The 24,378-nt window shown below is 71.2% G+C and carries 20 protein-coding genes; 11 read left to right on the top strand and 9 right to left on the bottom strand.

Going from position 1 to position 24,378, the window contains the following annotated elements; translation table 11 throughout:
* Window positions 1-362: 362 nt before the first annotated feature.
* Complete coding sequence (locus ACWCYO_RS34835; RefSeq protein ID WP_449786462.1) at window positions 363-716, bottom strand: hypothetical protein; 354 nt, start codon at window positions 714-716, stop codon at window positions 363-365.
* 151 nt (window positions 717-867) lie between these two features.
* Between ACWCYO_RS34835 and ACWCYO_RS34830 the strand changes: the two genes are divergently transcribed.
* Window positions 868-1,719 carry a helix-turn-helix domain-containing protein gene (locus tag ACWCYO_RS34830; RefSeq protein ID WP_449786464.1) on the top strand — a complete coding sequence of 284 codons (852 nt, stop codon included), beginning with the start codon at window positions 868-870 and terminating at the stop codon, window positions 1,717-1,719.
* An 11-nt stretch (window positions 1,720-1,730) separates the two neighbouring features.
* Window positions 1,731-1,928 carry a DUF397 domain-containing protein gene (locus tag ACWCYO_RS34825; RefSeq protein WP_449786461.1) on the top strand — a complete coding sequence of 66 codons (198 nt, stop codon included), beginning with the start codon at window positions 1,731-1,733 and terminating at the stop codon, window positions 1,926-1,928.
* A gap of 103 nt (window positions 1,929-2,031) precedes the next feature.
* On the opposite strand, the gene ACWCYO_RS34820 is transcribed toward ACWCYO_RS34825, so the two are convergent.
* Together ACWCYO_RS34820 and ACWCYO_RS34815 are read right to left on the bottom strand one after the other, a co-directional pair.
* The gene (locus ACWCYO_RS34820) at window positions 2,032-2,565 is read right to left on the bottom strand and encodes a GNAT family N-acetyltransferase (protein WP_449786460.1); all 534 of its coding nucleotides are present in this window, start codon (window positions 2,563-2,565) and stop codon (window positions 2,032-2,034) included.
* A 10-nt stretch (window positions 2,566-2,575) separates the two neighbouring features.
* Entirely contained in the window at window positions 2,576-3,814 is a 1,239-nt protein-coding gene (locus tag ACWCYO_RS34815; RefSeq protein WP_449786459.1) for a hypothetical protein, read from the bottom strand.
* 255 nt (window positions 3,815-4,069) lie between these two features.
* Here ACWCYO_RS34815 and ACWCYO_RS34810 point away from each other — a divergent pair, with 255 nt between their 5' ends.
* From ACWCYO_RS34810 to ACWCYO_RS34800, 3 genes are all read left to right on the top strand, one after another.
* Window positions 4,070-4,237 carry a hypothetical protein gene (locus ACWCYO_RS34810; protein WP_449786458.1) on the top strand — a complete coding sequence of 56 codons (168 nt, stop codon included), beginning with the start codon at window positions 4,070-4,072 and terminating at the stop codon, window positions 4,235-4,237.
* Between the two features lie 115 nt (window positions 4,238-4,352).
* The gene (locus ACWCYO_RS34805) at window positions 4,353-5,285 is read left to right on the top strand and encodes a hypothetical protein (protein WP_449786457.1); all 933 of its coding nucleotides are present in this window, start codon (window positions 4,353-4,355) and stop codon (window positions 5,283-5,285) included.
* A gap of 25 nt (window positions 5,286-5,310) precedes the next feature.
* Window positions 5,311-6,549: a hypothetical protein gene (locus ACWCYO_RS34800; protein WP_449786456.1), complete on the top strand. Its 1,239-nt coding sequence runs from the start codon at window positions 5,311-5,313 to the stop codon at window positions 6,547-6,549.
* A 57-nt stretch (window positions 6,550-6,606) separates the two neighbouring features.
* On the opposite strand, the gene ACWCYO_RS34795 is transcribed toward ACWCYO_RS34800, so the two are convergent.
* Window positions 6,607-6,744 (bottom strand): hypothetical protein, encoded by a 138-nt coding sequence (locus tag ACWCYO_RS34795; protein ID WP_449786465.1) that lies wholly within the window; start codon window positions 6,742-6,744, stop codon window positions 6,607-6,609.
* On the opposite strand from ACWCYO_RS34795, the gene ACWCYO_RS34790 reads away from it, so the two are divergent.
* Entirely contained in the window at window positions 6,700-7,011 is a 312-nt protein-coding gene (locus ACWCYO_RS34790; RefSeq protein ID WP_449786463.1) for a DegT/DnrJ/EryC1/StrS family aminotransferase, read from the top strand. The two genes, ACWCYO_RS34795 and ACWCYO_RS34790, sit on opposite strands and share 45 nt — an antisense overlap.
* 20 nt (window positions 7,012-7,031) lie before the next feature.
* Here the strand turns inward: ACWCYO_RS34790 and ACWCYO_RS34785 are convergent, their stop codons facing one another.
* Window positions 7,032-7,910: a glycosyltransferase family 2 protein gene (locus tag ACWCYO_RS34785; RefSeq protein WP_449786455.1), complete on the bottom strand. Its 879-nt coding sequence runs from the start codon at window positions 7,908-7,910 to the stop codon at window positions 7,032-7,034.
* Between the two features lie 26 nt (window positions 7,911-7,936).
* Here ACWCYO_RS34785 and ACWCYO_RS34780 point away from each other — a divergent pair, with 26 nt between their 5' ends.
* Both ACWCYO_RS34780 and ACWCYO_RS34775 read left to right on the top strand, forming a co-directional pair.
* Complete coding sequence (locus tag ACWCYO_RS34780; RefSeq protein ID WP_449786454.1) at window positions 7,937-8,686, top strand: hypothetical protein; 750 nt, start codon at window positions 7,937-7,939, stop codon at window positions 8,684-8,686.
* 11 nt (window positions 8,687-8,697) lie between these two features.
* Window positions 8,698-10,080: a hypothetical protein gene (locus tag ACWCYO_RS34775; RefSeq protein ID WP_449786453.1), complete on the top strand. Its 1,383-nt coding sequence runs from the start codon at window positions 8,698-8,700 to the stop codon at window positions 10,078-10,080.
* A 114-nt stretch (window positions 10,081-10,194) separates the two neighbouring features.
* Here the strand turns inward: ACWCYO_RS34775 and ACWCYO_RS34770 are convergent, their stop codons facing one another.
* A complete protein-coding gene (locus ACWCYO_RS34770) occupies window positions 10,195-11,352 on the bottom strand; it encodes a mechanosensitive ion channel family protein (protein ID WP_449786452.1) in 1,158 nt (385 codons plus the stop codon).
* 536 nt (window positions 11,353-11,888) lie between these two features.
* On the opposite strand from ACWCYO_RS34770, the gene ACWCYO_RS34765 reads away from it, so the two are divergent.
* Window positions 11,889-12,533: an HNH endonuclease gene (locus ACWCYO_RS34765; RefSeq protein ID WP_030287845.1), complete on the top strand. Its 645-nt coding sequence runs from the start codon at window positions 11,889-11,891 to the stop codon at window positions 12,531-12,533.
* Window positions 12,534-12,657: 124 nt separating this feature from the next.
* Here the strand turns inward: ACWCYO_RS34765 and ACWCYO_RS34760 are convergent, their stop codons facing one another.
* Entirely contained in the window at window positions 12,658-16,620 is a 3,963-nt protein-coding gene (locus ACWCYO_RS34760) for a beta-N-acetylglucosaminidase domain-containing protein (RefSeq protein WP_449786451.1), read from the bottom strand.
* Window positions 16,621-16,873: 253 nt separating this feature from the next.
* On the opposite strand from ACWCYO_RS34760, the gene malQ reads away from it, so the two are divergent.
* Window positions 16,874-19,006, top strand: a complete 2,133-nt coding sequence (malQ, locus tag ACWCYO_RS34755) for a 4-alpha-glucanotransferase (RefSeq protein WP_449786450.1) — start codon at window positions 16,874-16,876, stop codon at window positions 19,004-19,006.
* 61 nt (window positions 19,007-19,067) lie between these two features.
* Window positions 19,068-19,292: a hypothetical protein gene (locus ACWCYO_RS34750; RefSeq protein WP_270143384.1), complete on the top strand. Its 225-nt coding sequence runs from the start codon at window positions 19,068-19,070 to the stop codon at window positions 19,290-19,292.
* 139 nt (window positions 19,293-19,431) lie between these two features.
* Here ACWCYO_RS34750 and pepN read toward each other — a convergent pair whose 3' ends face one another.
* Both pepN and ACWCYO_RS34740 read right to left on the bottom strand, forming a co-directional pair.
* On the bottom strand, window positions 19,432-22,011 hold the full coding sequence (pepN, locus tag ACWCYO_RS34745) for an aminopeptidase N (RefSeq protein WP_449786449.1): 2,580 nt from the start codon (window positions 22,009-22,011) through the stop codon (window positions 19,432-19,434).
* A gap of 144 nt (window positions 22,012-22,155) precedes the next feature.
* On the bottom strand, window positions 22,156-23,826 hold the full coding sequence (locus ACWCYO_RS34740; RefSeq protein WP_449786448.1) for an outer membrane protein assembly factor BamB family protein: 1,671 nt from the start codon (window positions 23,824-23,826) through the stop codon (window positions 22,156-22,158).
* Window positions 23,827-24,378 lie beyond the last annotated feature (552 nt).

Genomic DNA, 24,378 nt, shown 5'->3' with positions numbered 1-24,378 from the left:
CGGTCTGGCGTTTTATTTTTTTGTATACACTTCCTCCGGTTGGTGGGGATGCTTAACTTGCGGGGTAGAGGGCCGGGCCCCGCTGGGCTCCCTGGGGGCACGCCGCAACAAAAGCATCGCCAGATCAATTGAAATGGGGCAGGTGTCGCCCCTTGGCGCTCCGAGGGTGCCCCGTCGCCGCTTCGGCATGGCCGAAGTGCGACGGCATTTCCGGGTCCGTGCGTAGGAAGTCGGCCAGACCGACTTCCTACGCAGAGGACGGGAAGGCTGTGGGTCAATCGCCGTTTCTTTCGCCGTCCCGCCGCGATCGCGACCCACTCGCGCCTGCTCCTCCGTCGACAGACGCGCCGGCAGGCCGGAGGTCAGGCAGCTTCGGCCCGGTCCAACCCGGCGGCACCCGGTTGTGCGAGCCAGACCAGCCGCGAGGTGATCCCCGGTCGCCCGGCGAAGTGGCGCAAGGCTCGTTCGGGAGACGCGAGGGTCATCCGCGCCCGCCCGTCGATGCCGATCACGTGCGTCGGCCCGTCGTTGTCGACGAGCCCCCACGCCACGACCCATCCGTCGGCGTCCGCACGGCCCTCGCCGCACACCTGCACGACGGCGAAGAGCCGGGGTGCGGTGTCGAGCACGAGCTCGCGCAGCTCCTGGTCGAAGGGGTCGGGAACGGTCGGCGCGAGCATGGCCGGGCGGGGGTTTTGCGAGGGCTCAGCAGTCATGGAATTCTCCTGCCTCAAGGCATGGTTGAGCCAACGGCCAGCACCTTCAGTAACTGATCCATGTCATACGGTAGCGCCAACGTGGCATACTTGCCATGCAGTCCGTTGAAGACCTGCTAATTCACTCTGGGTAGTGAACGAGAGGATCGCGATGTCATCGAGCGGCGCCCCGACGTTGCGGCAGCAGCGCCTTGGCTTTGAACTGCGCAAACTCCGTGAGAACGCTGGGCTCAGCTCAACTGCCGCTGCCGCTCGGGTGGGAGTGAGTCAGGCTCACATGAGCCGAATCGAAGCGGGCCGCTACGCGGTGAGCGCAGAGCGGGTCCGTGTGTTCGCTCGTGCGTACGCGTGCGGAGACGAGAACCTCATCGATGCTCTGGCCGGCATGACTGGCAGGCGGGTCCGGGGGTGGTGGGAGGAGTATCGCGACATCTTGCCGCCGGACGCGCTCGATCTTGCCGAAACGGAACACCACGCCACGGCGATGCGCATCGCCTCGGTGATTCACATTCCCGGACTGCTCCAGACCGTCGACCAGGTACGTGCGCTCGGCAGCAACGCCGTACCGCCTCTGGCTCCACACGAGGTGGAACATCGGGTGTCGTACCGGATCAAACGGCAGGTCGTGCTCTACGGCGAGCGGGCGATTCCGCTCACGGCGATCGTCCACGAGGCCGCCCTGCGGATGGGGTTCGGTGGGCCCGCTGTGGCTCGCGCACAGCTCAAACACCTCATCGAGACGAGCACGCGCGAGAACGTCTCGGTTCTCGTGATCCCCTTCGGCGCGGGTACGCTCCCCGGCTCCGGGCAGTCCATCGTCTACTGTTCCGCAGCCGTGCCCCAACTCGACACCGTGCAGCTGGACACGTATCACGGCTCCGAGTTCCTTGACGCCCATGCGCAACTGGTGAAGTATCAGAAGGTTCTGGACCTGATGGAAGCCTTCGCCCTCAGCCCCGCGAAGTCGCGTGATCTCATTGCCCGTATCGAGAAGGAAACCTGAGAGGAAGAGCTGTGTCAGCTCTCAACTGGCAGAAGTCCAGTTACAGTTCCGAGTCGGTCAACTGCGTCTATCTCGCCGTGACCGCCGACCGCAGCGTCAAACTCCGCGAGAGCGATGACCCCGACGTCGTCATCACCACAACGCCCGGCAAGCTCCGCGACCTCCTGCTCGGCATCAAGGAAGGCGAGTTCGACCACCTGACAAGGTAGTTCAGTTCCCTAGGTGGCCCGCCTGCGCGTACCGAGAAGCGACAGGGGAAGCATCGAGGCACGAGCAAACAGCGGACGAATCCGTCCGGAGCCAAGTAGCGGGCTATCGGACCATGTAGCGGTACACCGGGGCCCCTTCCCAGGCCGGGGGCTTGTCGCCCAGGTCTCGATAACCGAGGGCTTCGTACATCTTCATCGCAGCATGTGCTTCGGGCCGGACCGCAAGCGTCACGCGCTCCACCTGGGCCCCTTCGAGTACGGCTGCGTGCAGCTCCCGGCCCAACCCCTGCCGGCGCTGCTCCGGAGCCACGGCGATTTCCCGGATCACGAACGTCCGGTGTCCGTCTTCGCGGGTGAAGCCCTCGTCCAAGCCGAGGCCGTTCCACCAACGGCTGTCCGACTGGAGCAGGACACCGAAAGCGAACCCGGCCAACGCAGCACCTGCGCGAGCCAGCACCAGTCGGAAGCCGGGCATGGTGCGGAACGCCTCGTAGCCCTCCAGGAACCCCTCCAGGTCGCGGGGCCCCTCGAAGTAGGGCGGCTCCGCGAACACCTGTTCGTACAGCGGTGCTATCTCGTCCAGCACTCGGGCAGCAGCATCCGGATCTGTGAAGGTCTCGAAGACGGGCGTCTGCACGATTCTCCTTTCAGGCGATCAGGTGGGCGGTGCTGGCAGCGGCCAGGGAGGGATTCAATCGCTTCAGGTGGGAGTGTGCCTCCTCCATCGATGTGCGAGCCCGGCCGGACGACACCTCGGTCAGTAGGACGGCTCCCGAGGTGAGTTCGTGGGCCGACTCCTCGGCCTCACCTGCTTGCGCGAGCGCCCCGGCGAGGCTGAACCGCACCAGTGCCTCGTTCCGCGCGTAATTCGTCTCCTGGTGTTGGAGCGAGCGCCGCAGCCAGTCCACGGCCGCCTTGTGGTGCCCCGCCTCCGTGAAGAGGGATGCCTGCGCCAGCGCCAACTCGGCCGGCCCGTGGAACACCGCCCAGTCGGGCACCGGTCGCTCGTGGCGTTCTTGCTCGAAGGTGCGAGTCGCCTGCGCCAATGTCGATCGGGCCCTGACGGGGTCGCCCATCATCGCGTGAGCACGGGCCTCCCGGGTCATCAGGATGGACATCAGCGATGGGGGCGCCCACGACGCGGCCTTCGACTGTGCTGCGCGGGCGAGATCGAGCGCGGTACCGGGCTCGCGTTCCCGAAGACTCATCAGCGCCATGGACGCCATCACCACTACGGCGAGCGAGTTGTCTTGCAGCTCCTCGGCTCGGGTGAGTGCGTGCTTCCAATGCTTCTTGGCCCGGACGTTGTCGCCGGCGTCGAAGGCCAGCCACGCGACGTGTTCCGCAGTCTCCCCCGCGATCAGTCGGAGCTGACGGCCGACCGTACCCGAGTAACTCTTGGTGGCGATCAGCCGTTCGACCCGAGCGAGGTGAGCTTGCGCGAGGGGCCCGACTGTCGCACCGCCAAACCGGTCGTCCAGCCCGTACAGGGAAGTGAGCCCGGCCCGCAGGTCCATGACGGTCTCGGTCCCGATTCGCGGCGGCGTCAGCTTGGCGGACACGGCGGCACCGCCGGCCAGGGCGATGAAGGATCGGCGGTTCACGTCTTCTGGCTCTTCTCGTGGCGTGGGTGGTGGTCCTGATCGACGGTGTGGCGGCACGGTGAAGCCCGCCTGCTCCAAGGGGATACCCAACATCGCTTCGAGAACCCGCTGGCGTGCCGGATGAGGGCACGGTGGTAACGGCTGACGCCAGCGGTGGTACTGGCGGCTGCTCACCTCTTCGTCCTCTCCGAGCTTGCGCGCCGTCGCGGCGTACACCTGTCTGAACCGGGCTGGGCTACTCCAGCCGAACTCGGTGCACAGGTGGGTGAATTGGGTCTCCACGTTGCAGACGGTAGCCCGCGGGCTGCTGACCGTGTATAGGTCCGCGCGTGAAAAAGTCCGTCGAAAAGTCCGCCGGCTATCAGCCGTTGATCTCGCCGTGGCGGTCAACTAGCCCCTGTCCACCGGAGTGACGGTGTGACTACCCGCTGTCGCACAGGTCGGCTGCCTCTTTGGGGCTCCCTGGCTGCGCACGCTGGCCTTCGGCAGCCACCACCCCCGCGCTTCTCAGCGGGAGAATCGGAAGGAGTGCACGGCATGGACGACAAGAACGGCACCAGCAACGGGTCGGGCGGTCACAACGGTGACAAGCCGAAGAGCGAGGGCGGCGACTTCGCCCCGGAGACGGATGTCGAGTTCCTGACCCGCCGCCTGGACCACTCGGTCCCCGACGGGGACTTCGCCCCGGTGGGTACCGAGGTCTGACCGCAGTTCCGAACTGATGCCAGTTAGTTGACGGCATGGGCGGGTCGGCGCGGGTGACCATACGCGCCGATCCGCCGCTCGATGTCGCACACAGCCCGACCAAGGAGAGTCCACATTGAAGACCGCCATCGCCGCCCACGTCCCCGTCGGCTCCTTCTTCGACCTCGACCGGAAGGACCCGGTGCTGACCCGGCTCCGCGAGGAGGGTGTCGAGTTGGCTCTCCCGTTCGCCCTGATGGAGCGCCTGGTGAAGTCGGGCGTCCCCTATGCGGAGCACGCCCGTTCTCTTCGCAGTGAACCCGTGACCGTGGCCGGGGCGAACTTCGACTGGTTCGACGCCGAGCTTCACGGCGAGATCGCCAACGAGATCAACCTGACGGACTACGAGATCGTCCAGCACACCGACTCGCGGCGCGCGGCGCTGACCCAGGCCCTGGACCGCCTATCGCTGGTCCACCCCGAGGGATTCGCCCGCGTGCGCGAATTCGTCCGGGGGCTGCTGTGGGTGGCCCTCAAGCCCGGCGTCCGCACCTCCTCGCTGACCAGCTCCAGCGACCCGGCGCTCCCGTACGTCATCACGTTCTCCGACAAGGCGTGCCACCACATTCCGCCGAACACGGTCAGCGAGCAGCCGTCCCCCCTCTTCTTGGCGGAGAACCTGCTGCACGAAGGCGTGCACCAGTCGATCAGCTTCCACGTCCTCCAGTACCGGGTTTTCGCCGACGGGTACTCGTCCAGGACTTCTCCCAAGATCGAGATCAAGTGGCGGGCCCGGCAGGGAGAGGACCGCAACCAGTACTGGGAGATCGACCGGGCGTTCCACGCGACCTGCGTGTACAACCAGCTACTGCGGTTCCGCCGGACCGAACTGCGCCGCGACGACCTGACGCCCACCGAGCGCGCGAGCTTCCAGAGCGCCTACGACGAGGGCCTGCCGGCTGTCCGCTACCTCATGCGCGAACTCGAACTCCTGCGTGAGCACTTCTCCCCGCACGGGGTGGAGCTGCTGGCCAACCTGCGTCACCACACCGACCAGCTGTCACGCTGAGCAGAACCGAACGAGGGAAGGTCTAGTGCTCCAGCACCTCATCGACCAGGACGAGGGCCTGCGTATGGTCCCCACCGACCGGAACGAACTGACCGCCGCAGTCGGCCAACTCCACGAGGAACTGCGGGCCTTGTCCGAGGAGAGCGACCCCGCGCGTGCTCGGGTCCTGACCAGGTGGATCGGCATCGGCCAGATGTGCCTAGGCCACCACGAGGAGGCCCGTACGATCCTCCGGCAGTCGCTCGACCTAGCTGCAGCGATCGGCAACACACGGGCCGTCGTCGCCACCGGGCTCAACCTCGGTGACGCGCACCGCTACGCCGGTGACGTGCAGACTGCGGACGCGCTCTACCGCAGTGCCCTGAACACTGCGCGAAGCCAGCACCCGGAACTGGTTGACTTCGCGCTTCAGCACACCGGTAAGCACTTCATGGAGCGCGGCGACCTCGCGGATGCCCAGGCCCATCTCCAGGAAGCGCTGCGGCTGCGGGTCGCCAAGGGGGACGCCGGGCTGATCGAGTCCACGCAGGCCGCACTCGCCCGGGTGGAGATGCTGATCGGCCAGGCCGACGTGTCGGCGGCAGACGGCACGGTGCCGCGCCGGTGGAGCGGTCAGTGGACCGCATGGCTCCAGTCCCGCACCACGGTCCGGACGCCGGCCCGGTGGGAAGAGGACTTCCCCAACCTCCGGGACGCCGTGCGCGGGCTCACCGCACACCAGCGCGTCCAACCGCGCTGCTTGCGTGATCAGTCGCTCCCCTCCGAACTGATCGCCGCGATGGCGGATGAGGCCGAGAAGGCCGTCGCCGCTGACGGCTACCTTCACAACGGCAAGTGGAACGCGCCCGTCGGCGACGCCGCGAACCGGTTCGTCGCACGGACCGATCTCGCTGCGGTCGTCGCACAGTCCACCGGCCTGGAAGTCGAGCAGCCGCACACCGGCGTCTACATCGGCTACGAGGAAGGGCAGTTCCTCGACTTCCACGTTGACGAGTCCGGATTTGGTGAGGTCAACCTGATCCTCTGCCTCAACCACGCTCGCCTCACAGGTGTGCCCAGGGCCAGCACCACCGTGTTCATCAACGGCGACGGCTATCTCGAATGCGATCTCGGCGTGGGTGACTGCGTCGTGTTCGACGGCGCGCTCACCCCGCACGGCCGGACGCCGCTCAGTGCCGGAGAGGGCGTCACCCTCATCAGCTTCGGCTTCCGCGCGCGTGATCAGGCTCCGCGCACGCTCACGAACCTCCCGCCGGTCCCTTGATATGGAAGGCGTATTCAGCCGATCTGACACCCCCGTTCTGCTACCTACTGATTGGGCTTACGGCTTCGTCAGGTCGTCCGTTGGCGGCTTCGGCGGCGGGATCGGCTCGGCTGCCCGGTAGCGCGGCGAGGGCGGGTCGGACAGCGCCGACTGCCCGGCCTGCGGCTGCCCACCGTCACAGACGGCGTCCGGCACGGCTGGTTCCTCTACCCCGTGCTGGTCGAACCTGCTGGCGGCCGGAGCCGGGATGCCGTGGCCGACCTCCTCCTGAACGACCACGGGATCGGCACCAGCGTGCACTTCAAGCCGGTGCACCGCCTCGCCGCGTACCGCTACCTGGACTGCCACCTGCCCGTCACCGAGCAGATCGCCGCCCGGCAGCTCTCCCTGCCCTGTTACCCGGCGATGACAGCTGCGGACGTGCAGCGCGTCATCGACGCCCTCCACGCCATCTGGTCCTGACCCCCGTGCCGGGCCGGCTGTCAGATCACCGGCGGCCGGCCCAGCCGCGTCATCCGCCACACCGTGCTCCACCGCATCGGCCGCCGCGGCGGGCACGGCACCCGAACACCCTCGAAGAACCCGGACCACCACGCCTTGAGCCCGGACATCGGTGGCCGGCGGACCAGCGTGTACAGCGCCCAGGAGGTGAGGTAGACCGGCACCAGAGGGGCAGGCAGGTGGCGCTTGGCCAGCCAGACACGGTTGCGGGCCGTCATCCGGTAGTAGGTGGCGTGACGGGCCGGGTCGGTGCGGGGGTGCCGCAGCACCAGGTCGGCGCGGTAGTCGATCCGCCAGCCCGCGTCCAGCGCGCGCCAGGCGAAGTCGGTCTCCTCGTGCGCGTAGAAGAACTCGGCGGGGAACAGGCCGACCTGGTCGATCACGCTCATGCGGATCGCGTGCCCGCCGCCCAGGAAGGTCGTGACCTCACCGGACTGCAGCGGATCGCTCGCGCCGAAGCGCGGCACGTGGCGGCGCTGGGTGAACCCGGTCTCGTCCGCGATCCGGAAGCTGACAATGCCCAGCTCCGAGTCCCGCTCGAAGGCCTCCCGGATCAACCGGAACGTGTCGGTGCGGGGCAGCAGCCCGTCGTCGTCCAAGACGACCAGCAGGTCCGCGCCGCCCAGCTCGCGCAGCCGCTCGACGCCGGCGTTGCGGCCACCGGGGATGCCGAGGTTCTCCGGCAACTCCACCGCGTCCACCCACTCCGGCAGCTCGGGCAGCCTCACGCCCTGCCCGAGCACGACGGTCCGAACGCCGCTGTCGCCGCCGTCCTGGGCTCGTACCGACTCCAGCAGCGCCGTCAGCTCCGCAGGCCGGTTTCCCATCGTCAGCACCACCACGCCCAGCGTGACGCCCATCGCACCCGACCCTTCGAGGAACCTTCATGATCTCCCAGACACCCAGGCCCGGCGGCGGGCCGTCGCTCCGCGAGCTGGCCAGCACTGGCCGACTGCCGGACCACCAGGTGATGGACCGGCCGACGCTGGACTGGATCGCCCGCCACCGGCCCGCCGGCCCAGGTGTCCGGGCCAGACTGCCACACCGGCCGCTACTGCTGGTACCGAACGCCTCCTGGTTCGCCCGCACGCACACGGCCGCCTCGATCCACGGAGTACGCCATGGTGCCCGGGTCGCCGCGCTCGTGCAGCTGCTCGCCCCCGGCCACGGCCTCACGCCGGGCCGGGGGCTCGCACTCGCGGCTGCGGCGGCCTGCCACGACTGCCGGCGGCGATGCGACCGCGACGATCCCGGCCACGGCCGCCGCGCCGCCGACTGGCTGACCGAGCACACCGCGAGCCTTCAGACGACGTTCGGGACGGCGCCCACAACAGAGGCGATCACCGCAGTCGCCCTCCACGACGTGCCGCACCACGCCTTCACCGGCGACCAGGAACGCGCCTACCGGCATCACCAGGTGGCGGTGGACCTCCTCAAGGTAGCTGACGCGCTCGACCGCTACCGGCTGCCGCTGACCCGCTGGTGGCCCGACCTCAACCGCCTACGCCTGCAGGTTCCCGCCTGGGCCCCGGTGCTCGCCCACGACCTGGTGGTGGGCAGCGAGCATGCCCACCTCGACGGTGCGACCGACATCCAGGCCCTGGAGCGCGCGCTCCAGGCCGTGATGCCCGAGTAGGAGAAGCCCCCGTGCACACCGAGTGGGACCGAGCGCACACCGACTACAGCGCTCCTCCCGACCGACCACTGCCAGCCGGGCTCACCGACTCCGAGGCCGACTGGCACCAACGCCTGGCCCAGGCCCCCAACGGGCACCTGCTGCGCGAGGACGCCAACGCCATGCTCGCCTCGCTCGCCGCCGGCGGCCCGGTCTACCTGCTGCACCTGACCCGTTCCCCGGACGCCATCCGCTCCAGCGGCCATCTGCTCGCCTCCACCGGATGCCTGGTCGGGGCCGTCTACGGCTCCCCGCTCACTCTGACACCCGGCGGCGCGCTGCGGCCCCACAACCTCGGCTCCTACCTGCTGGAGAGCCGGAGCAGGCTAGCGAGCCGAAACAACAGCACACCGCTGGTCATCGAGGTCGCTCCCGACCGCTCGGCGCCACTGAAGGGGCTCGACTACCTGCGTCTGGGCGGCATCCACCTGCGCGCCTACCAGGAGTTCCGACACGTGCTCACCGCCGCCGAGGAGACCCGGGTCCTGCGATCCGTCGCGGACCGCGTGCGCGTTGCGGCACCGTTCCTCGACACCCTCCTGCGCAACGCGAGCGGCGGGGCAACACCCCACGGGCCGTTCATCGACGCACTCGCCGCCGCTGTCCCCTCCATGCCCTACCTCGGGTACCTGTACTTCGAGACCATCTCCGAGTACCTGATGCTCTACTCCACCAGCCGGGCCACCCGCGAGTACGCCGACCGCGGGGAGATGAACAACCGGCTCTACAAGGATCTCGCCTTCTCCGCCGTGGACGGCATGGGCACTCTCTTCGACCTCGGGCGGTTCTGTCCGAACCGCGCCAGGCTCATCGACCTCGTCGGACACATCGAGCCCGACCTGGCGGTCTCGGCTTCCGACTACGTTCGCCAGCGCGTGTCCCACCTCTATGCCATCACGTCCCTGACCTCGCGTCAGGACGTCCGGAACTTCACGTTCCACGGGGCGGATCTCGGCGTGTTGGCCGAGGCTGCACCGCATCTCCTCGGCCAGTTGATCTTCCGGGAGATCCGACTCCTCGACCGCTACCCTCAGCTCTACCACTGCTTCGAGCAGACCAAGGCCCTGCAGGCGTGGGCCTACTGGAACAAGGAGGGCATCTCGACGCCGTTCAATGGCGTCAGCCCCAAGGGGGAGATCGGCATCAACCCGGCCTACCCCAATGCCCGGTTCACGGTTTGGACTGCGGAGTCGTGCAAGCAGGGGCTTCTTCATCCGGTTGAGCAGATCGCCACCGTTCCGGCTCCCCGGCTCGTGCCCTGGCTGGTTGCTCCCCTCCGGGACAGGACGGAGGAGGAGCGGTGGATCAACCGGTCCCCGGTTTTCCTGCAGCGCCCCATCAGCGCGCCTGAGTGACTCCGGCGATCCGGTCGGATCAGGTGTGATGCGCCAGCTCCTGAACCTCACGGCCGAACCCACAGCCAGCCGTCCCCCGGTAGGGATGGGAGGGAGGTTACCTCCTGATCGGGCTCACGGCTTCTGGAGCGTCGGGTCGTCCGTCGGCGGCTTGGGCTGCGGGATCGGCTCGGCCGCACGGTAGCGGGGCGAGGTCGGGTCGGACAGCGCCGACGGCGGCGAGGGCTCCACGGAGGTGATCGCCACCCCGGTGGCCACCGCCGTCGCCTCCTCCTTGACCTTGATGCCGGCCTGGTCGAAGGCGGTCTTCAGCCGCTGGCGCAGCGCCCGGGCGACCACCGGGGCCTTGCCCGGGGCGGTCCGGGCCTCGACCCGCACCATCACCGAGTCCGCCGCCACCGACTCCACGCCGAGGATCGACACCGGCGCCCAGACCAGTTCGTCGTACGGGGCCTCCTTGGACAGCCCCTCGGCGGTCTGCTGGATCAGGTCCTCGACCCGCTGCAGGTCCTCCTTGTAGCCGACCTGCACGTCCACCGAGGCGGTCGCCCAGCCCTGGCTCATGTTGGCGATCCGCTTCACCTCGCCGTTGCGGATGTACCAGATCTCGCCGTTGGCGCCGCGCAGCTTGGTCACCCGCAGGCCGACCTCCAGGACCGTGCCGGTGGCCACGCCGGTGTCGATCTCGTCGCCGACGCCGTACTGGTCCTCCATGATCATGAAGACCCCGGAGAGGAAGTCCGTCACCAGGTTGCGGGCGCCGAAACCGATCGCCACACCGGCCACCCCGGCGCTGGCCAGCAGCGGCGCCAGGTTCATCCCCAGCGCGGAGAGCACCATCAGCGCGGCCGTGCCCAGGATGGTGAAGGACGCCATGCTGCGCAGCACCGAGCCGATCGCCTCCGAGCGCTGCTGGCGCCGTTCCGGGTTCACCACCCCGTGGTTGGCCAGCAGTCCGCCGAGCCGGCTCTCCTCGTGCTGGTCGTGGCTGCGCGCCATCCGCGCTATCAGCTGGGTGATCAGCTTGCTCACCACGACCCGCAGCACCAGCGCCAGCACGATGATCAGGACGATCTGCAGGCCACCCGCCAGCCAGCTCGCCCAGTGGGTGTCGAACCAGCTGGCCGCCTGCTTGGTGGTGTCGGTGACGTCCTGCGCGCTGGTGGGGATCCGCAGCTGCGGCAGCTCCGGCGCGGTGGGGGAGGGGGCCGGCGTCGGGGTGGAGAACGCCGAGGACGCGTCGATCGGACCGGTGGCGCCGGAGCGGAACACGTGCGGGACCTTCCTTGCAGGGGGCGTGACCGGCCGCCGCCGCGCAAGCGGCCCGCGGACCGTGCGCCTTAGCCTATCCGTTACCGAACACCCGCCTGGACACGCCGACGGGCGTACGCACCATTCCGGACGCCCCGTCAACGCCCCGGTGCGCTCCCCCGGCCACCATCCCGGCACGGCCCCCGAACCACCCCCGAACCACCCCCGCACCACCGGCCCCACCACCGCCCCCACCACCCCGTACGGCCGCAGCCCCGCCGCCGTACGGCCCAACGGTCTGCTCCGACCGGCCGAGCCGCGCCCCGGCCCGGCCACCGCGCCCCGCCCCGGCGCCACCCGGGTGCAACCCGACCTTCCCCCGGGCATACCGGCTATGACACACACCACACCCGGAGTTCACACCAGCTCCGTTACACAGGAGTGGTGGCGCCGTACAACCGCGTAAGGCGACACTGGGGGAGATCGCGCACTCGTTGCGGGATCCAACCGCTCGTCCCGGCGCGAGCCACGCGCCGCAGGCGTCCAAGGAGGCATCCGTGCCGCATGTCCTGGTCCTCAACGCGTCCTACGAGCCACTCGGCGTCGTATCGATGCGCCGCGCACTCATCCTGGTCCTCAACCACAAGGCGGTCAGCCTGGAGGACACCGGAGTCACTCTGCACAGCGCCACCAGCGCCCTACCGGCGCCGTCCGTCGTCCGTCTGACCCGCTTCGTCCGGGTCCCGTTCTGCGGGCCCGTCCCGCTCACCCGCCGGGCGCTGTTCGCCCGCGACCACGGCCGCTGCGTCTACTGCGGGGCCGCCGCCACCAGCGTCGACCACGTCATCCCGCGCAGCCGGGGCGGCCAGCACCGGTGGGACAACGTGGTGGCGGCCTGCCGCCGCTGCAACCACACCAAGGCCGACCGCCACCTGACCGAACTCGGCTGGCGGATGAAACGCCCGCCCGCACCGCCCAGCGGCCTCGCCTGGCGGATCATCGGCACCGGGATCAAGGACCCGCGCTGGCGGCCCTACCTGGAACCGTACGGCGGCGGCGACCAGCTGCGCGCCCCGCAGTGGGGCGAGTACGAGCACCACGACCATACCGAGCCGACCCACTCCGTCCCGATCGGCCGGGCGCACGCCGCCCACCCCGCCCCCGTCCGCCGCGGCGAGCAGCCCGAACCGCTCTCCGCCTGACCGAAGCGACACAAAGGGCCCGCCCGTCACACCGTCGGTACGCGCCTCATGGGCCGCCGCGCCCCCCGCGAAGGGGAGCCCGGCGGCCCGCCGCATTTTGGGGAGCCGACGGGTCCGGCTACCGCTACGGCTTCGTCACCGGAGGCGCGACCGGGGCGACCGGCGCGACCGGCGCGACCGGCGCCCCGGATGCCCCCGGCTGGCCGGGCTGCCCCGGCTGGTTGGCCGGCGGCTGCGTCGGCGCGGCCGGAGTCGTGACGGCGTACAGCTCGATGCCGTACAGCGAGTAGCCGAACTTGGTTGCCCGCGCCACGCCCTGCATCCGGACGTACCGGACGCCCGGCGCGTCGAAGCGCACCGTCTCGTCGCCGCCCTTGCCGTTGTCCACCGTCGCCGCGTCCGTCCAGCTGCTGCCGTCCGCCGAGACCTGGATCTTGTACGAGGAGGCGTACGCGGACTGCCAGTGCAGCACCGCCGAGCCCAGGTGGGCCGTCTGCGGCAGCGCGAGCTGCACCCAGGCGTCGTCCTTGGCCGGCGAGGACCAGCGGGTCTTCGGGTCCCCGTCGGTGACCGCCGAGGCCGGGAAGTTCGGCGTCTCGTCGCCCGAGGAGCTGGCCTGCGCGCCGAGCGCCAGGTCCGGCCCGCCGGTCGGCGGCACCACGTGCACCTGCAGCACCTGCTTCACGGTGGTGCCGCCCGCCACGAACGACACCGGCACCTGGTACGTCCCGGCGGGCGTCCCCGGCGCGGCGGCGACCAGCAGCGGCACGCCCACCCGGCCGCCGCGCGGCACGGTCACCGCCCCGGACGGGGTCACGGTCAGGCCCTTGGCGGCGGCCGGCACCTCGGTGCGCAGCTCGCCGGTGGTGCCCTCGGGGCGCCCGGCCTCGACGGTGGCCTGGGTCTTGGCGGGCGAGGCGGCGCCGATGACCACGTCCAGGGCCGGGTCGGTGAGGCTCAGCCGGGCCGCCGGGGCGTCCGCGTACCAGGGGATGACCTGGTTGACCACCGGCGGGTCGCCGCCGGGCTTCCAGGTCAGCCGGAACGCGTCGGCGAGCTGCCCGCCGGCCGGCAGCTCGTTGTAGCCGGGCTGCACGGTGCCGATGTCCACCCAGCTGCCGTCGGAGCGGCGCACCGCGACGGTGGCGGTGGCGTGCACGGTCGGGTCGGTCAGCACGGTGAGCCGGTCCAGCGGACGGGCGCTGCCGAGCTCGACGGTGAGCGGCTCGTCCAGCGCGGTGGGCGGCGCGGCGGCGCGGTACGCGGTGTCCGGGTTGCCGTCCAGGACGGCCGCGGCCGAGGAGCCGGGCAGCGCGGCCGGCCCGCCGGAGACGCTGGCCGGGGACTCGTCCGGGGCGGTGACGGTGAACTCGCGCACCGCGACGGCGGTCTTCTGCGCGGCGGTGGCCCGCAGCCGTACGGCCCGCACCACGGTGCCGGCCGGCAGCTGGGCGCTGACCGTCTTCTGGTTCTTCACCACGGCGAGTTGCTGCCAGCCGCCCTCGCCGGTGGAGTACTCCAGCACGCCGTCGCGGATGTAGTCGTCCACGGCGTTCTGCGCGTCCGGTCCGTCGCCCCAGCCGCCCATCAGCACGGTGACGCCGCTGATCGGCCGGCCCGCGCCGAGGTCGACGCCGACCGAGTCGCCGGGCTGCGGGGGAGCGGAGCTCCAGTAGAAGGTGTCGGCCTGGCCGTCGGTCATCAGCGCGGGCATGTGGTCGTGCGCGGTGCCCATGCTGGTGGTCGGGGTGACCCCGCCGCTGACCACGCCGGACCAGTTGTCGGCGGCGCGCACGGCGCGGTCCAGGAACGGGCCGAGCACACCCGCGCCGATCGTCGCCGGGGCCTGGGCGAGCTGCGCGCGCAGCCGGTTGAGCTGCACCCGGGCCTTCCAGGCCGCCGCGCCGTCGCCGCCGTGCTGGGCCAGCAGCATGTCCAGCGCGGCCTGCCCGGCCTGCCCGTAGTCGCGCAGCGGGCCCAGCCAGGGGCCGGCCTCGGCGGCCAGCTGGGCGGTGGCCTGGGTGCCGGCGAGGGTCTCCTGGGCGCCCGCCATCGCGGTGAAGGCGTTCCGCAGCGGGGCCGCCGCCGCGATCAGCTTGGTCAGGTCCGGGGCCGCGCCGGAGGTGGGTTCGGCATTGGCCCAGAACTGGTCCAGCAGCGGTTGCAGGTAGCCGGACTCCTGCTTGGCCAGCGGGGAGGAGGTGCTGTTGCCGGCCAGCGCGGTGACGGCGGACAGCGCCGACCCGGCGGGCGTGGCGGCGGCGCCGGTCGGCCCGGCCAGCGAGCGCACCGCGGCCTGCCAGGACTGGTCGGGCTGGTAGCCGGTCGGGTTCCAGGCGAAGTCGCCGGCCGTGGCGAGGGCTATCCGGGAGGCCACCGGCTGCTGCATCGCGCCGGTCAGCAGCACCGCGGAGCGGGTCGCCACCTCCGGCTCGCGGCCGGTGTAGGCGCCGAGGAAGAGCCGGTCCGGGCTGGCGTCGTTGACCGGGTAGTTGTCCATGGTGACCAGCGGGTGCCCGTACAGGCTGCCGGTGTCCGAGGTCTGGGCGCCGGTGATCTTCTCCGGGATCACCCCGCCGCCGCTCCAGGCCACCTGCACGCCGGTCGGCAGCGCGTCGGCCAGCGCCTTGCGGTACGGCGTGGGGCCCTGCTTGTGGTACTCGGTCGGGACGACGGACAGCGGTGCCAGGCCCGGGTTCTTCGCGATCAGCCGGTCCTGCACCTTCTTGACCAGCGCGGCCTGGGCCTTGGCGGCGGCGGCCGGACCGGTGCCGTACTCGTCGCGGTCGTCGCCGCAGTGCCACTCGTCGTAGCTGACGTCCAGGAACTGCAGCTGGAACGCGGTGAAGCCGAGCTTGCGCAGCCCGTCCAGCTTCCTGACCAGCGCGTCGACGTCGTCGTCCGAGCTGAAGCAGAGGGACTGCCCCGGGTCGATCGCGTAGCCGAGGGTGACGTGGTTCTGCCGGGCCCGGTCGCCGAGCGCGCGCAGGTCGGACTGCTGGTCGGCGGGGTAGGCGTCGCGCCAGCGGCTGAGCCGGAACGGGTCGTCACCCGGGGCGTAGAGGTAGAAGTTCTGCTTGGAGCGGCCCAGGAAGTCCACCTGGTCGAGCCGCTGCTGGGCGGTCCACGGGGTGCCGTAGAACGCCTCCGCGGTGCCGCGCACCGCCGCGCCGCTCGGCCAGTCCCGCAGCGTGATCCCGGGCAGCCCGAGCCCGGCCGCGCCCGGCCCCTGGCCCTGCCCGGCCGGTACGGCGGCGAGCAGCTGGCGCAGGCTCTGCGCGGCGTAGAAGGTGCCGGCCGCGTCCGCGCCCGCCAGAACCACCGCGCCGTACGTCCCGCCGCCCTGGGCCGGCAGCTGACCGGCCGCCAGCACGTAGCCGCCGGTCGGCATGCCCGCGGTGGAGGGCGCGGTGCCGTCCTTGCCGGCGGCCGCGGCGGTCAGCTGGCGCAGGGTCCGGTCCACCTCGCCCTCGGCGTCCTCGGCGGGACCGCCGATGTACACCACCAGCGAGCCGGCGGCCGGCGTCCCGCCGTCCGCCTGCGGGGTCACGTCGGTGGCCCCGGCGATGGTCAACACCTCGCGGACGGCGTCCACCGCGCCCCGGTCGGCCTTGGGCGCGGTCACCAGCGTCACGGCGGCCGGCACGGTGACCGGCTTGCCCGCCACGGTCTGTTCCTGCGGGTGCGGGAACACCTGCGGGTTGGTCACGCTGCCCAGCGGCGTCTGCGGCGCGGTGCTCACCACGTCCGTTCCGGGCGTCGCCGCGTACGCGGTCGACGGCAGCGGCCCGGCCAGCAGCCCGCCGACCACCGCCGCGGTCACCACCCCGGCCGCGATCTGCATCGCCCGCCGCCCCGGCCGCCCGGCCGCACGCTCCGCCCGCACCGATGCCAACAGCGGCTCCGTCCCCTTCAGATCGGCGATCACCCGGTCCGCGGTCTTCGGCGCCAGCTGACGGCACGTCCGCGCCGTCGCCCGGCGGGCCGCCAACGCCGCCGGATGGTGCAGCACCTCGCGCAGCGCCGGAGTCTGCTCCAACTGCTGCCGCAGCCGCCGCCCGGCCACCACGGACACACGGGCTTGCACAGGGGCCTCCTCGCCAGGCCTGGACCACAATGCGAGCAACCCCACCAGCTACCCAACCCGGTGTCAACGTCACCGACGGCTATGCCGACTTTGCGATGAAATCTCCCATTTTTCTGACCATCCGTCACCTTTCGCGTCGGCGGCCCCGCCGATCGGCTCCGCGCCCCCGTGTCGCGCTGGGTGATCGAGGCGTCACCCGGGTAGGACTTGGGAGTCCTGACCGGGCGTTGCCGAGACATCGCAGGAGCCGCGAGTGGCCGCTTACCACGACAGTGACGGAGCCGACGGACTGAAGGTCCCATCGCAGGACGCGCCGCCGCCACCCGCCGAACTGCTGGCGCTGGCGCAGGCGTACGGGGTGGACGCCCGGTACCCGGGGCCGGGCGGGCAGGCGGTGGGGGCACGGACGCTGGTGGCGGTGCTGGGGGCGCTGGGGGTGGCGGCGGGGTCGCCGGAGGAGGTGCGGGAGGCGCTGGAGCGTCACCGGGCCGAGCAGCAGGCCCGGTTGCTGCCGCCCTGCGTGGTGGTCCGGCAGGGGCGGCGCACCGCGCTGGACGTGCCGGTCGACGCCCGGCTGCACATCGAGCTGGAGGACGGCGGCAGTTGGGAGCTGCCGCGCGGCCACTCGCACTGGCTGCCCGCCGACCTCCCGCTCGGGCGGCACACCCTCCGAGCGGAGAGCAACAACAAGAACGAACACGCACCGCTCATCGTCGCCCCCGAGAAGCTCCCCCAACTCCCCGGCCGCAGCTGGGGGTTCCTCGCCCAGCTGTACTCCGTCCTGTCCGACCGCTCCTGGGGCATGGGCGACCTCGGCGACCTCGCCGAACTGGCCGAGTGGGCGGGCGCCGGCCTCGGCGCGGGCTTCGTGCAGATCAACCCGCTGCACCAGGCCCTCCCCGCGACGCCCGGCACGCCCTCCGATCCGTCCCCGTACCGCCCCTCCTCCCGTCGCTTCGCCGACCCGGTGCACCTGCGGATCGAGGCCGTCCCCGAGTACGCCTACCTCGACGCCGAACAGCGCCGGCAGGCCGACGACCTCGTCCGCCGGGCGGCCCGCCTGCGCGACGAGGTCCTCGCCCACGACGGCCTGGTCGACCGGGACGCCGTCTGGGCGCTCAAGCGCGAGGCCCTGGAACTCCTCCACGAGGTCCCGCGCGGCCCCGGCCGCCAGGCGGCGTACGAGGCGTTCCTGCGGCGCGAGGGCGAGTGGCTGCGCCGGAACGCGCTCTGGAACGCCCTGGCCGAGGCCCACGGCGCCGACTGGCACCACTGGCCGAAGGACTTGCGTCACCCGAACGGCCCACAGATCGAGCGGGCGGCGAAAGAACTCGAAACACAGGTCGAGTTCCACCGCTGGCTCGCCTGGCAGGTCGACCAGCAGCTCGCCCACGCCCAGGGCACCGCCCGAGAGGCCGGCATGCCGGTCGGCCTGATCCACGACCTGGCCGTCGGTGTCCACCCGGACGGCGCCGACGCCTGGGCGCTCCAGGACGTGCTGGCCGGCGGCATCTCGGTCGGCGCCCCGCCGGACGCCTTCAACGCCCACGGCCAGGACTGGGGCCTGCCACCCTGGCGCCCGGACGCCCTGGCCGCAGCCGGCTACGCCCCGTACGCGGAACTCCTGCGGGCGGCCACCCGCCACGCGGGCGCCCTGCGGATCGACCACGTGATGGGCCTCTTCCGCCTCTGGTGGGTCCCGAACGGCCACCCTCCCACCGAGGGCGCCTACGTCCGCTACGACGCCGAGGCGATGCTCGGCGTGCTCGCCCTGGAGGCCCACCGGGCCGGCACGGCGGTGATCGGCGAGGACCTGGGCACGGTCGAGCCGGGCGTACGGGAGGAGCTGGCGGCCCGGGGCATCCTCGGCACCTCCGTGCTCTGGTTCGAACGGGACTGGCAGGCCGGCGGCGGCATCCTGCCCCCCGACCGCTGGCGCCCCGGCTGCCTGGCCACCCTCACCACCCACGACCTGCCGAGCACCGCCGCCCGCCTCTCCGGAGAGCACGTCGAGCTGCGGCACCGGCTCGGCCTACTGGCCCGCCCACTCCCCGAGGAGCAGCAGGAGGCGGCCGCCGAGCTGGCCGACTGGCGGGCCGAACTGACGGCTCTCGGGCTGCTCACCCCGGGCGAGGAGCTGTCGATGCCGGTGCTCTACCGCTTCCTCCGCTCCACCCCGGCGGAGCTGGTCGGCGTCTGGCTGCCGGACCTGGTCGGAGACCCGCGCCCGCAGAACCTGCCCGGCACGTGGGACCAGTACCCGAACTGGCGCCTCCCGGTCGCCGACGGCGCGGGCGATCCGGTCACCCTCGACCGCCTCGCCGCCACCCCCACCGCCCGCCTCCTCGCCCACCTCCTGGCCCCGCCGCACCCCCGGAACCGGTAACCGGAACGGCGGGCGCCACCCCGACGCGCGCCCTCCCGTAAGCGGCGGGTAAGTTGGAAACGTGGACAAGAGGAACGCTTTGCGAGCCGGCGCGGTCTCCGCAACGGTCACGCTGATGATGCTGCTGTCGTCGCCCGCCATGGCCCTCACCAGGGACGACGGTGACGACCCGGGTGCCGGCCTGAGCGTCGGCCAGACCATCGGCCTGTACGTGCTGATCCCGCTCGCCGCGTTCGCGATCATCGCGGGCCTGGCGGCCATGCCGTACGGCAAGAAGAAGAAGTAGCCGCGCCGCGTCCGCCAAGGACCCGCACGCACAGTCCACCGAGGACCCGCACGACCCCGAAGGGGCGCCGGACGACCAGTCGTCCGGCGCCCCTTCGGGCATTCAGGGTTCAGGCATTCGGAGCCCGGTCAACGAAGGGTCAGCGGCCCCCGGCCGCCTTGTCGACCGCCTGGGCCTTGAGCGCGCGCTCGATCCCGGCCCGGGCCTCGACCACCTGGCGCCGCAGCGCCGGCGCCGGCTCCGCCGAGGCCAGCCAGGCGTCCGTCGCGTCCAACGTCGCCTGGGACACCTGCAGCGCCGGGTACAGCCCGACGATGATCTGCTGCGAGATCTCGTGGCTGCGGGTCTCCCAGATGCCCTTCACCGCGGCGAAGTACTTCTCCGCGTACGGCGCCAGCAGCTCCCGCTGGTCCGACTGCTGGAAGCCGGCGATCACGGCCTCCTGCACATAGTTGGTCAGCTTGTCGGACTCCACCACCGAGGCCCAGGCCTGCGCCTTCGCCTCCGCGGTGGGGCGGGAGGCGCGGCAGGTGGCCGCGTGCTCCTGGCCCGCCGCGGTGTTGTCGCGCTCCAGCTCCGCCACGACGGCGGCCTCGTCGGCGCGGCCGGTGGCGGACAGCCGGGTCAGCAGCGTCCAGCGCAGCTCGGTGTCCACCGCCAGGCCCTTGATCTCCATCGAGCCGTCCAGCAGCCCGGCCAGCAGGTCCAGCTGACCGTCCGTGCGGGCGACCGCGGCGAGGGTGCGGGCCCAGGCCAGCTGGTGGTCGCTGCCGGGCTCGGTGGCGCGCAGGTGCTCCTCGGCGGCGGCGGCCCAGCGGGCGAGGCCCTGCTCGCGCCAGTCCGGGTCGGCGTAGGCGTCCAGGGCCAGCTTGACCTGGCGCTGCACCGACTGCACGACGCCGATGTCGGTCTCCCGCCCGATGCCGGACAGCGCCAGCGACAGGTAGTCGCGGGCGGCCAGCTCGCCGTCGCGGGTCATGTCCCAGGCGGAGGCCCAGCACAGCGCGCGCGGCAGCGAGTCGGTGAAGCCGCCGAGGTTCTCGGTGACGACGGCCAGCGAGTCCTCGTCCAGCCGGATCTTGGCGTACGTCAGGTCGTCGTCGTTCAGCAGCACGACGGCCGGCCGGTGTCGCCCGACCAGCTCCGGCACCTCGGTGCGCGCGCCGTCGAGGTCCAGCTCGATCCGGTCCGTCCGCACCAGCGAGCCGTCGACCAGCTCGTACAGGCCGATCGCGATCCGGTGCGGCCGCAGCACGGCCTCGCCCTTGGCGCCGGCCGGCAGCGCCGGGGCCTCCTGCAGCACCGTGAAGGACTCGATCTCACCGTCCGTGTTCAACACGACGGACGGCCGCAGCACGTTGATGCCCGCGGTCTCCAGCCACGCCTTGGACCAGGCCTTCAGGTCCCGCCCGCTGGCCTCCTCCAGCGCCCCGAGCAGGTCGCTCAGCCGCGTGTTGCCCCAGGCGTGGCGCTTGAAGTACGCCTGCACGCCCTGGAAGAAGGCGTCCTGGCCGACGTACGCCACCAGCTGCTTGAGCACCGAGGCGCCCTTGGCGTAGGTGATGCCGTCGAAGTTGACCTGGACGTCCTCCAGGTCGTTGATGTCCGCCATGATCGGGTGGGTGGACGGCAGTTGGTCCTGCCGGTAGGCCCAGGTCTTCATCTGGTTGGCGAACGTGGTCCAGGAGTGCGGCCACTTGGAGCCGGGGGCCTCGGCCTGGCAGACGGCCTCGGCGAAGGTCGCGAAGGACTCGTTGAGCCAGAGGTCGTTCCACCACTCCATGGTGACGAGGTCGCCGAACCACATGTGGGCGAGCTCGTGCAGGATCGTCGCGGCCCGCGCCTCGTAGGCGGCGTCGGTGACCTTGGAGCGGAACACGTACTGGTCGCGCAGGGTGACGGCGCCCGCGTTCTCCATCGCGCCGGCGTTGAACTCCGGGACGAAGAGCTGGTCGTACTTGGCGAACGGGTACGGGTAGTCGAACTTCTCCTGGAAGTAGTCGAAGCCCTGCTTGGTGACCGCGAAGATCGCCTCGGCGTCCAGGTACTCGCGCATCGAGGGCCGGCAGTAGACGCCCAGCGGCACGCGCTGCTCGCCCTTCTCGTAGGCGTCGAAGACGCCCACGTACGGGCCCGCGACGAGCGCGGTGATGTAGCTGGAGATCCGGCCGGTGGGCTCGAACTTCCAGACCTGGGTGGCGCCTTCGCCGACCGGCTCGGGGGTGGGCGAGTTGGAGACCACGACCCAGCCGGTGGGGGCGGTCACGGTGAAGGCGAACGTGGCCTTCAGGTCCGGCTGTTCGAAGTTCGCGAAGACCCGCCGGGCGTCCGGCACCTCGAACTGGGTGTACAGGTAGGTCTCGTTGTCGACCGGGTCGACGAACCGGTGCAGACCCTCACCGGTGTTGCTGTAGGCGCAGTTGGCGACCACCCGCAGCTCGTTCTCGGCGGCCAGGCCGGGCAGCGGGATGCGGCTGTCGGCGAAGCTCGCCGGGTCGAGCGGGGTGCCGTTGAGGGTGATCTCCTCGACGCTCGGGGCGACGAGGTCGATGAAGCTGTCGGCGCCGGGGGTCGTGGCGGTGAACCGGACCACGGTCGTGGACCGGAAGGTGCCGCCCTCGCGGGCCGAGCCGAGGTCGAGCTCGATGTCGTACGCGTCCACCCGGATGAGGTCGGCCCGGGTGCGGGCCTCCTCGCGGGTCAGGTTGGTGCCGGGCACTCGCTGCACTCCTTCGTCAGGCTGATGGACCGAATCCTCGCATGCCCGAGGGGTGCCCCGACCGGATAAACCGAAGGCGGGGCGGCCCCGGGACCATCGGCCCGGACCCGCCCCGCCCTTGCTGGGGACGTCAGTCTCCCGACGTCACTTCGACCACTTCGTCAGCGGCGGCGCGTAGCCGCTGTTGCGACGGTAGGCGATCACCTGGCTGTTGTCGTCGGGAATGAAGTACTGGACCATGCTCATCCCGATGTCCAGGCCGTTCGGCATCGACATGGTGCCGATGTCGCTCATCGAGCCGTCGTTCGGCGACAGCGCGACCAGCTTGGCCGGCTTGTCGTAGCCCTGGCCGACGATGGCCCGGACCTTGCCCTCCTTGGTGGTGCCGGGGACCAGCCGCATGTCGTCGCTGGACGACGGGGCGCTGACGGCCCAGAGGCGCTTGCCGGTGCCCAGGTCGTACGCGTTGATGCCCGACTTGCCGCCGTCGATCTGGACGTACAGCGTCTTGCCGACGACCACGTTGTTGCTGACGGGGTCGGACTGGCCGGACAGGCGCAGGCTGTCCGAGCCGGCCTCCTTGGTCGACATCGGGTTTCCGGGCTTGTAGCTGTCGTCGAACGGCAGGATGTAGTCGCCGTTCGTGCCGCCGGACATCAGGACCACCAGCGGCTGGGTGCTGATGACCGCGTCGATGCGCTCGATCTGGCCGTTGAGCGGGATCGCCTGGCTGACGGGATTGCCCGTCTCGGCGTTGACGACCTGCAGCACCGACTTCTGGAGGCCGGTGTCGTAGCAGCGGTCGCTGGCCGCGATCACGGAACCGGCCGCGGCGCCGTACACGCTGCAGTCCTTGCCGCGCCCCTTGAACTGCCAGACGGACTGTCCGTTGTCGATGTTCAGCGCGCCGAGGGAACCGACGGCGACCACCTTGTCGGTGACGCTCAGGGCCGGGTTGGACAGCTTGTCCGGGGTGGCCTTGACGCTCCAGAGCAGCTTGCCCTGGGCGATGTCGACGGCACCGATGGTGGAGCAGTCGTAGTCACCGGTGTTGAAGGAGACCGCGATGATGTTCTTGGCGTTGCGCGAGCGGGAGGCGGTGCACAGCTCCTTGCTGCCGGACGGCACCGGGACGTTCCAGGCCTGCTTGCCGTCCGCCAGGTTGTACGCCCGGATGCCGGTGGTGTCCGCGCGCACGGCGAACGAGTCGGAGCCCGAGGTGGAACCCCAGACACCGAGCAGCTGCGAGGACGAGTCCGCGTTGGGGTCCTTGTCGGTGTTCCAGGCGATCTTGTACGTGGCGTTGGACGAGTCGGGCGTGGTGCTGCCGGTCGTCCCGCGGGTTCCGCCGGCGGAGGTGCTGGTACTGGTGCCGCCCGAGTCGGCCACGGGGCCCGGGTTCGGGTTGGGCTTGGGGCTCGGCTGGAGCAGGACGACCAGTCCGATCACGATGGCGATCGCCAGCACGCCGCCGATGATCCCGCCCCACAGCATCACGGGGTTGCGCTGCTTGGGAGCTGCGGGCACCGGCACACCCGGGTAGGTGTACCCGGCCTGCTGCTGGTAGTCGTACCCGTAGCCCTGGGAGGCGTCCGGCGTGGCGTAACCGCCCCCGGGCACCGGGTCGTACGGGCCGATCGGCGCACCGGGAGGCGGCGTCTGCGTGGGGAACCCGCCGACCGCGGTCGGCGCGTACGCCGCGTAGTCGGCACCGCCCATCGGCGGCTGCGCCGGCGGTGCGGGCGGCTGGGCCGGCGGCGGCGGGCCGACGGGCGCGGCCTGACCCGGGATCGCCGAGCCGTCGAGCTGTGTCATCTGGTCCGCGACGGCGGCAGGATCCACGCCGCCTGCCGGGCGCCCGAACGAAACGCCCCGGTTTTCCTGCGGGCCGCTGCCGGCTGCGTCGCCCGCACCCGGCGTAGGGTGATCCCCTGCCATCTGATTCCCCGTCATGTCTGGAAGCGTCCCCCTGCCGGTACCGTCCACGGTCCGGTGGGACGGGTGAGATTCGGCACCATGGTAGTGGCGGGTGGTTTTCGGTCGTTGCCAGGACCACCCACCCCGGCCCCAGGGCCCCCTGACCGCGCAACACTTTCACCGCCCCAGCACCCCGCCCCCACCTCCCGAGCCGACCCAGGCAGTCGGGGCGCGCAGGGCAAAGCCCGCGTGCCCCCGGCCCTTCCCCCTCGTGGGCGCGCGGGCTCCGCCTCGTCCACCTCCCCCACCTCCCCCCACCACCACCCCCCACCACCCGACCAGGCGAGAGGGACGTGCTGCGGGAGGGGCGGTGGAGGGGGTGGCCCGGAGAGGGGCGTTGCGGGTGATTTTCAGACTGCCAACGGCGCCCAACACCCCACCCACAGAGTC

It is taken from the genome of Kitasatospora sp. NPDC001683, from assembly GCF_053596495.1.
The sequence above is the reverse complement of the archived record's forward strand: the minus strand, read 5'-3'. Positions and strand labels throughout refer to the sequence as shown.

Bases quoted from the DNA above. Each gene is read 5' to 3' on its own strand.
- ACWCYO_RS34835 (WP_449786462.1), bottom strand. From the start codon at position 716: ATGACTGCTGAGCCCTCGCAAAACCCCCGCCCGGCCATGCTCGCGCCG.
- ACWCYO_RS34830 (WP_449786464.1), top strand. From the start codon at position 868: ATGTCATCGAGCGGCGCCCCGACGTTGCGGCAGCAGCGCCTTGGCTTT.
- ACWCYO_RS34810 (WP_449786458.1), top strand. From the start codon at position 4,070: ATGGACGACAAGAACGGCACCAGCAACGGGTCGGGCGGTCACAACGGT.
- ACWCYO_RS34785 (WP_449786455.1), bottom strand. From the start codon at position 7,910: ATGGGCGTCACGCTGGGCGTGGTGGTGCTGACGATGGGAAACCGGCCT.
- ACWCYO_RS34780 (WP_449786454.1), top strand. From the start codon at position 7,937: ATGATCTCCCAGACACCCAGGCCCGGCGGCGGGCCGTCGCTCCGCGAG.
- ACWCYO_RS34740 (WP_449786448.1), bottom strand. From the start codon at position 23,826: ATGACACAGCTCGACGGCTCGGCGATCCCGGGTCAGGCCGCGCCCGTC.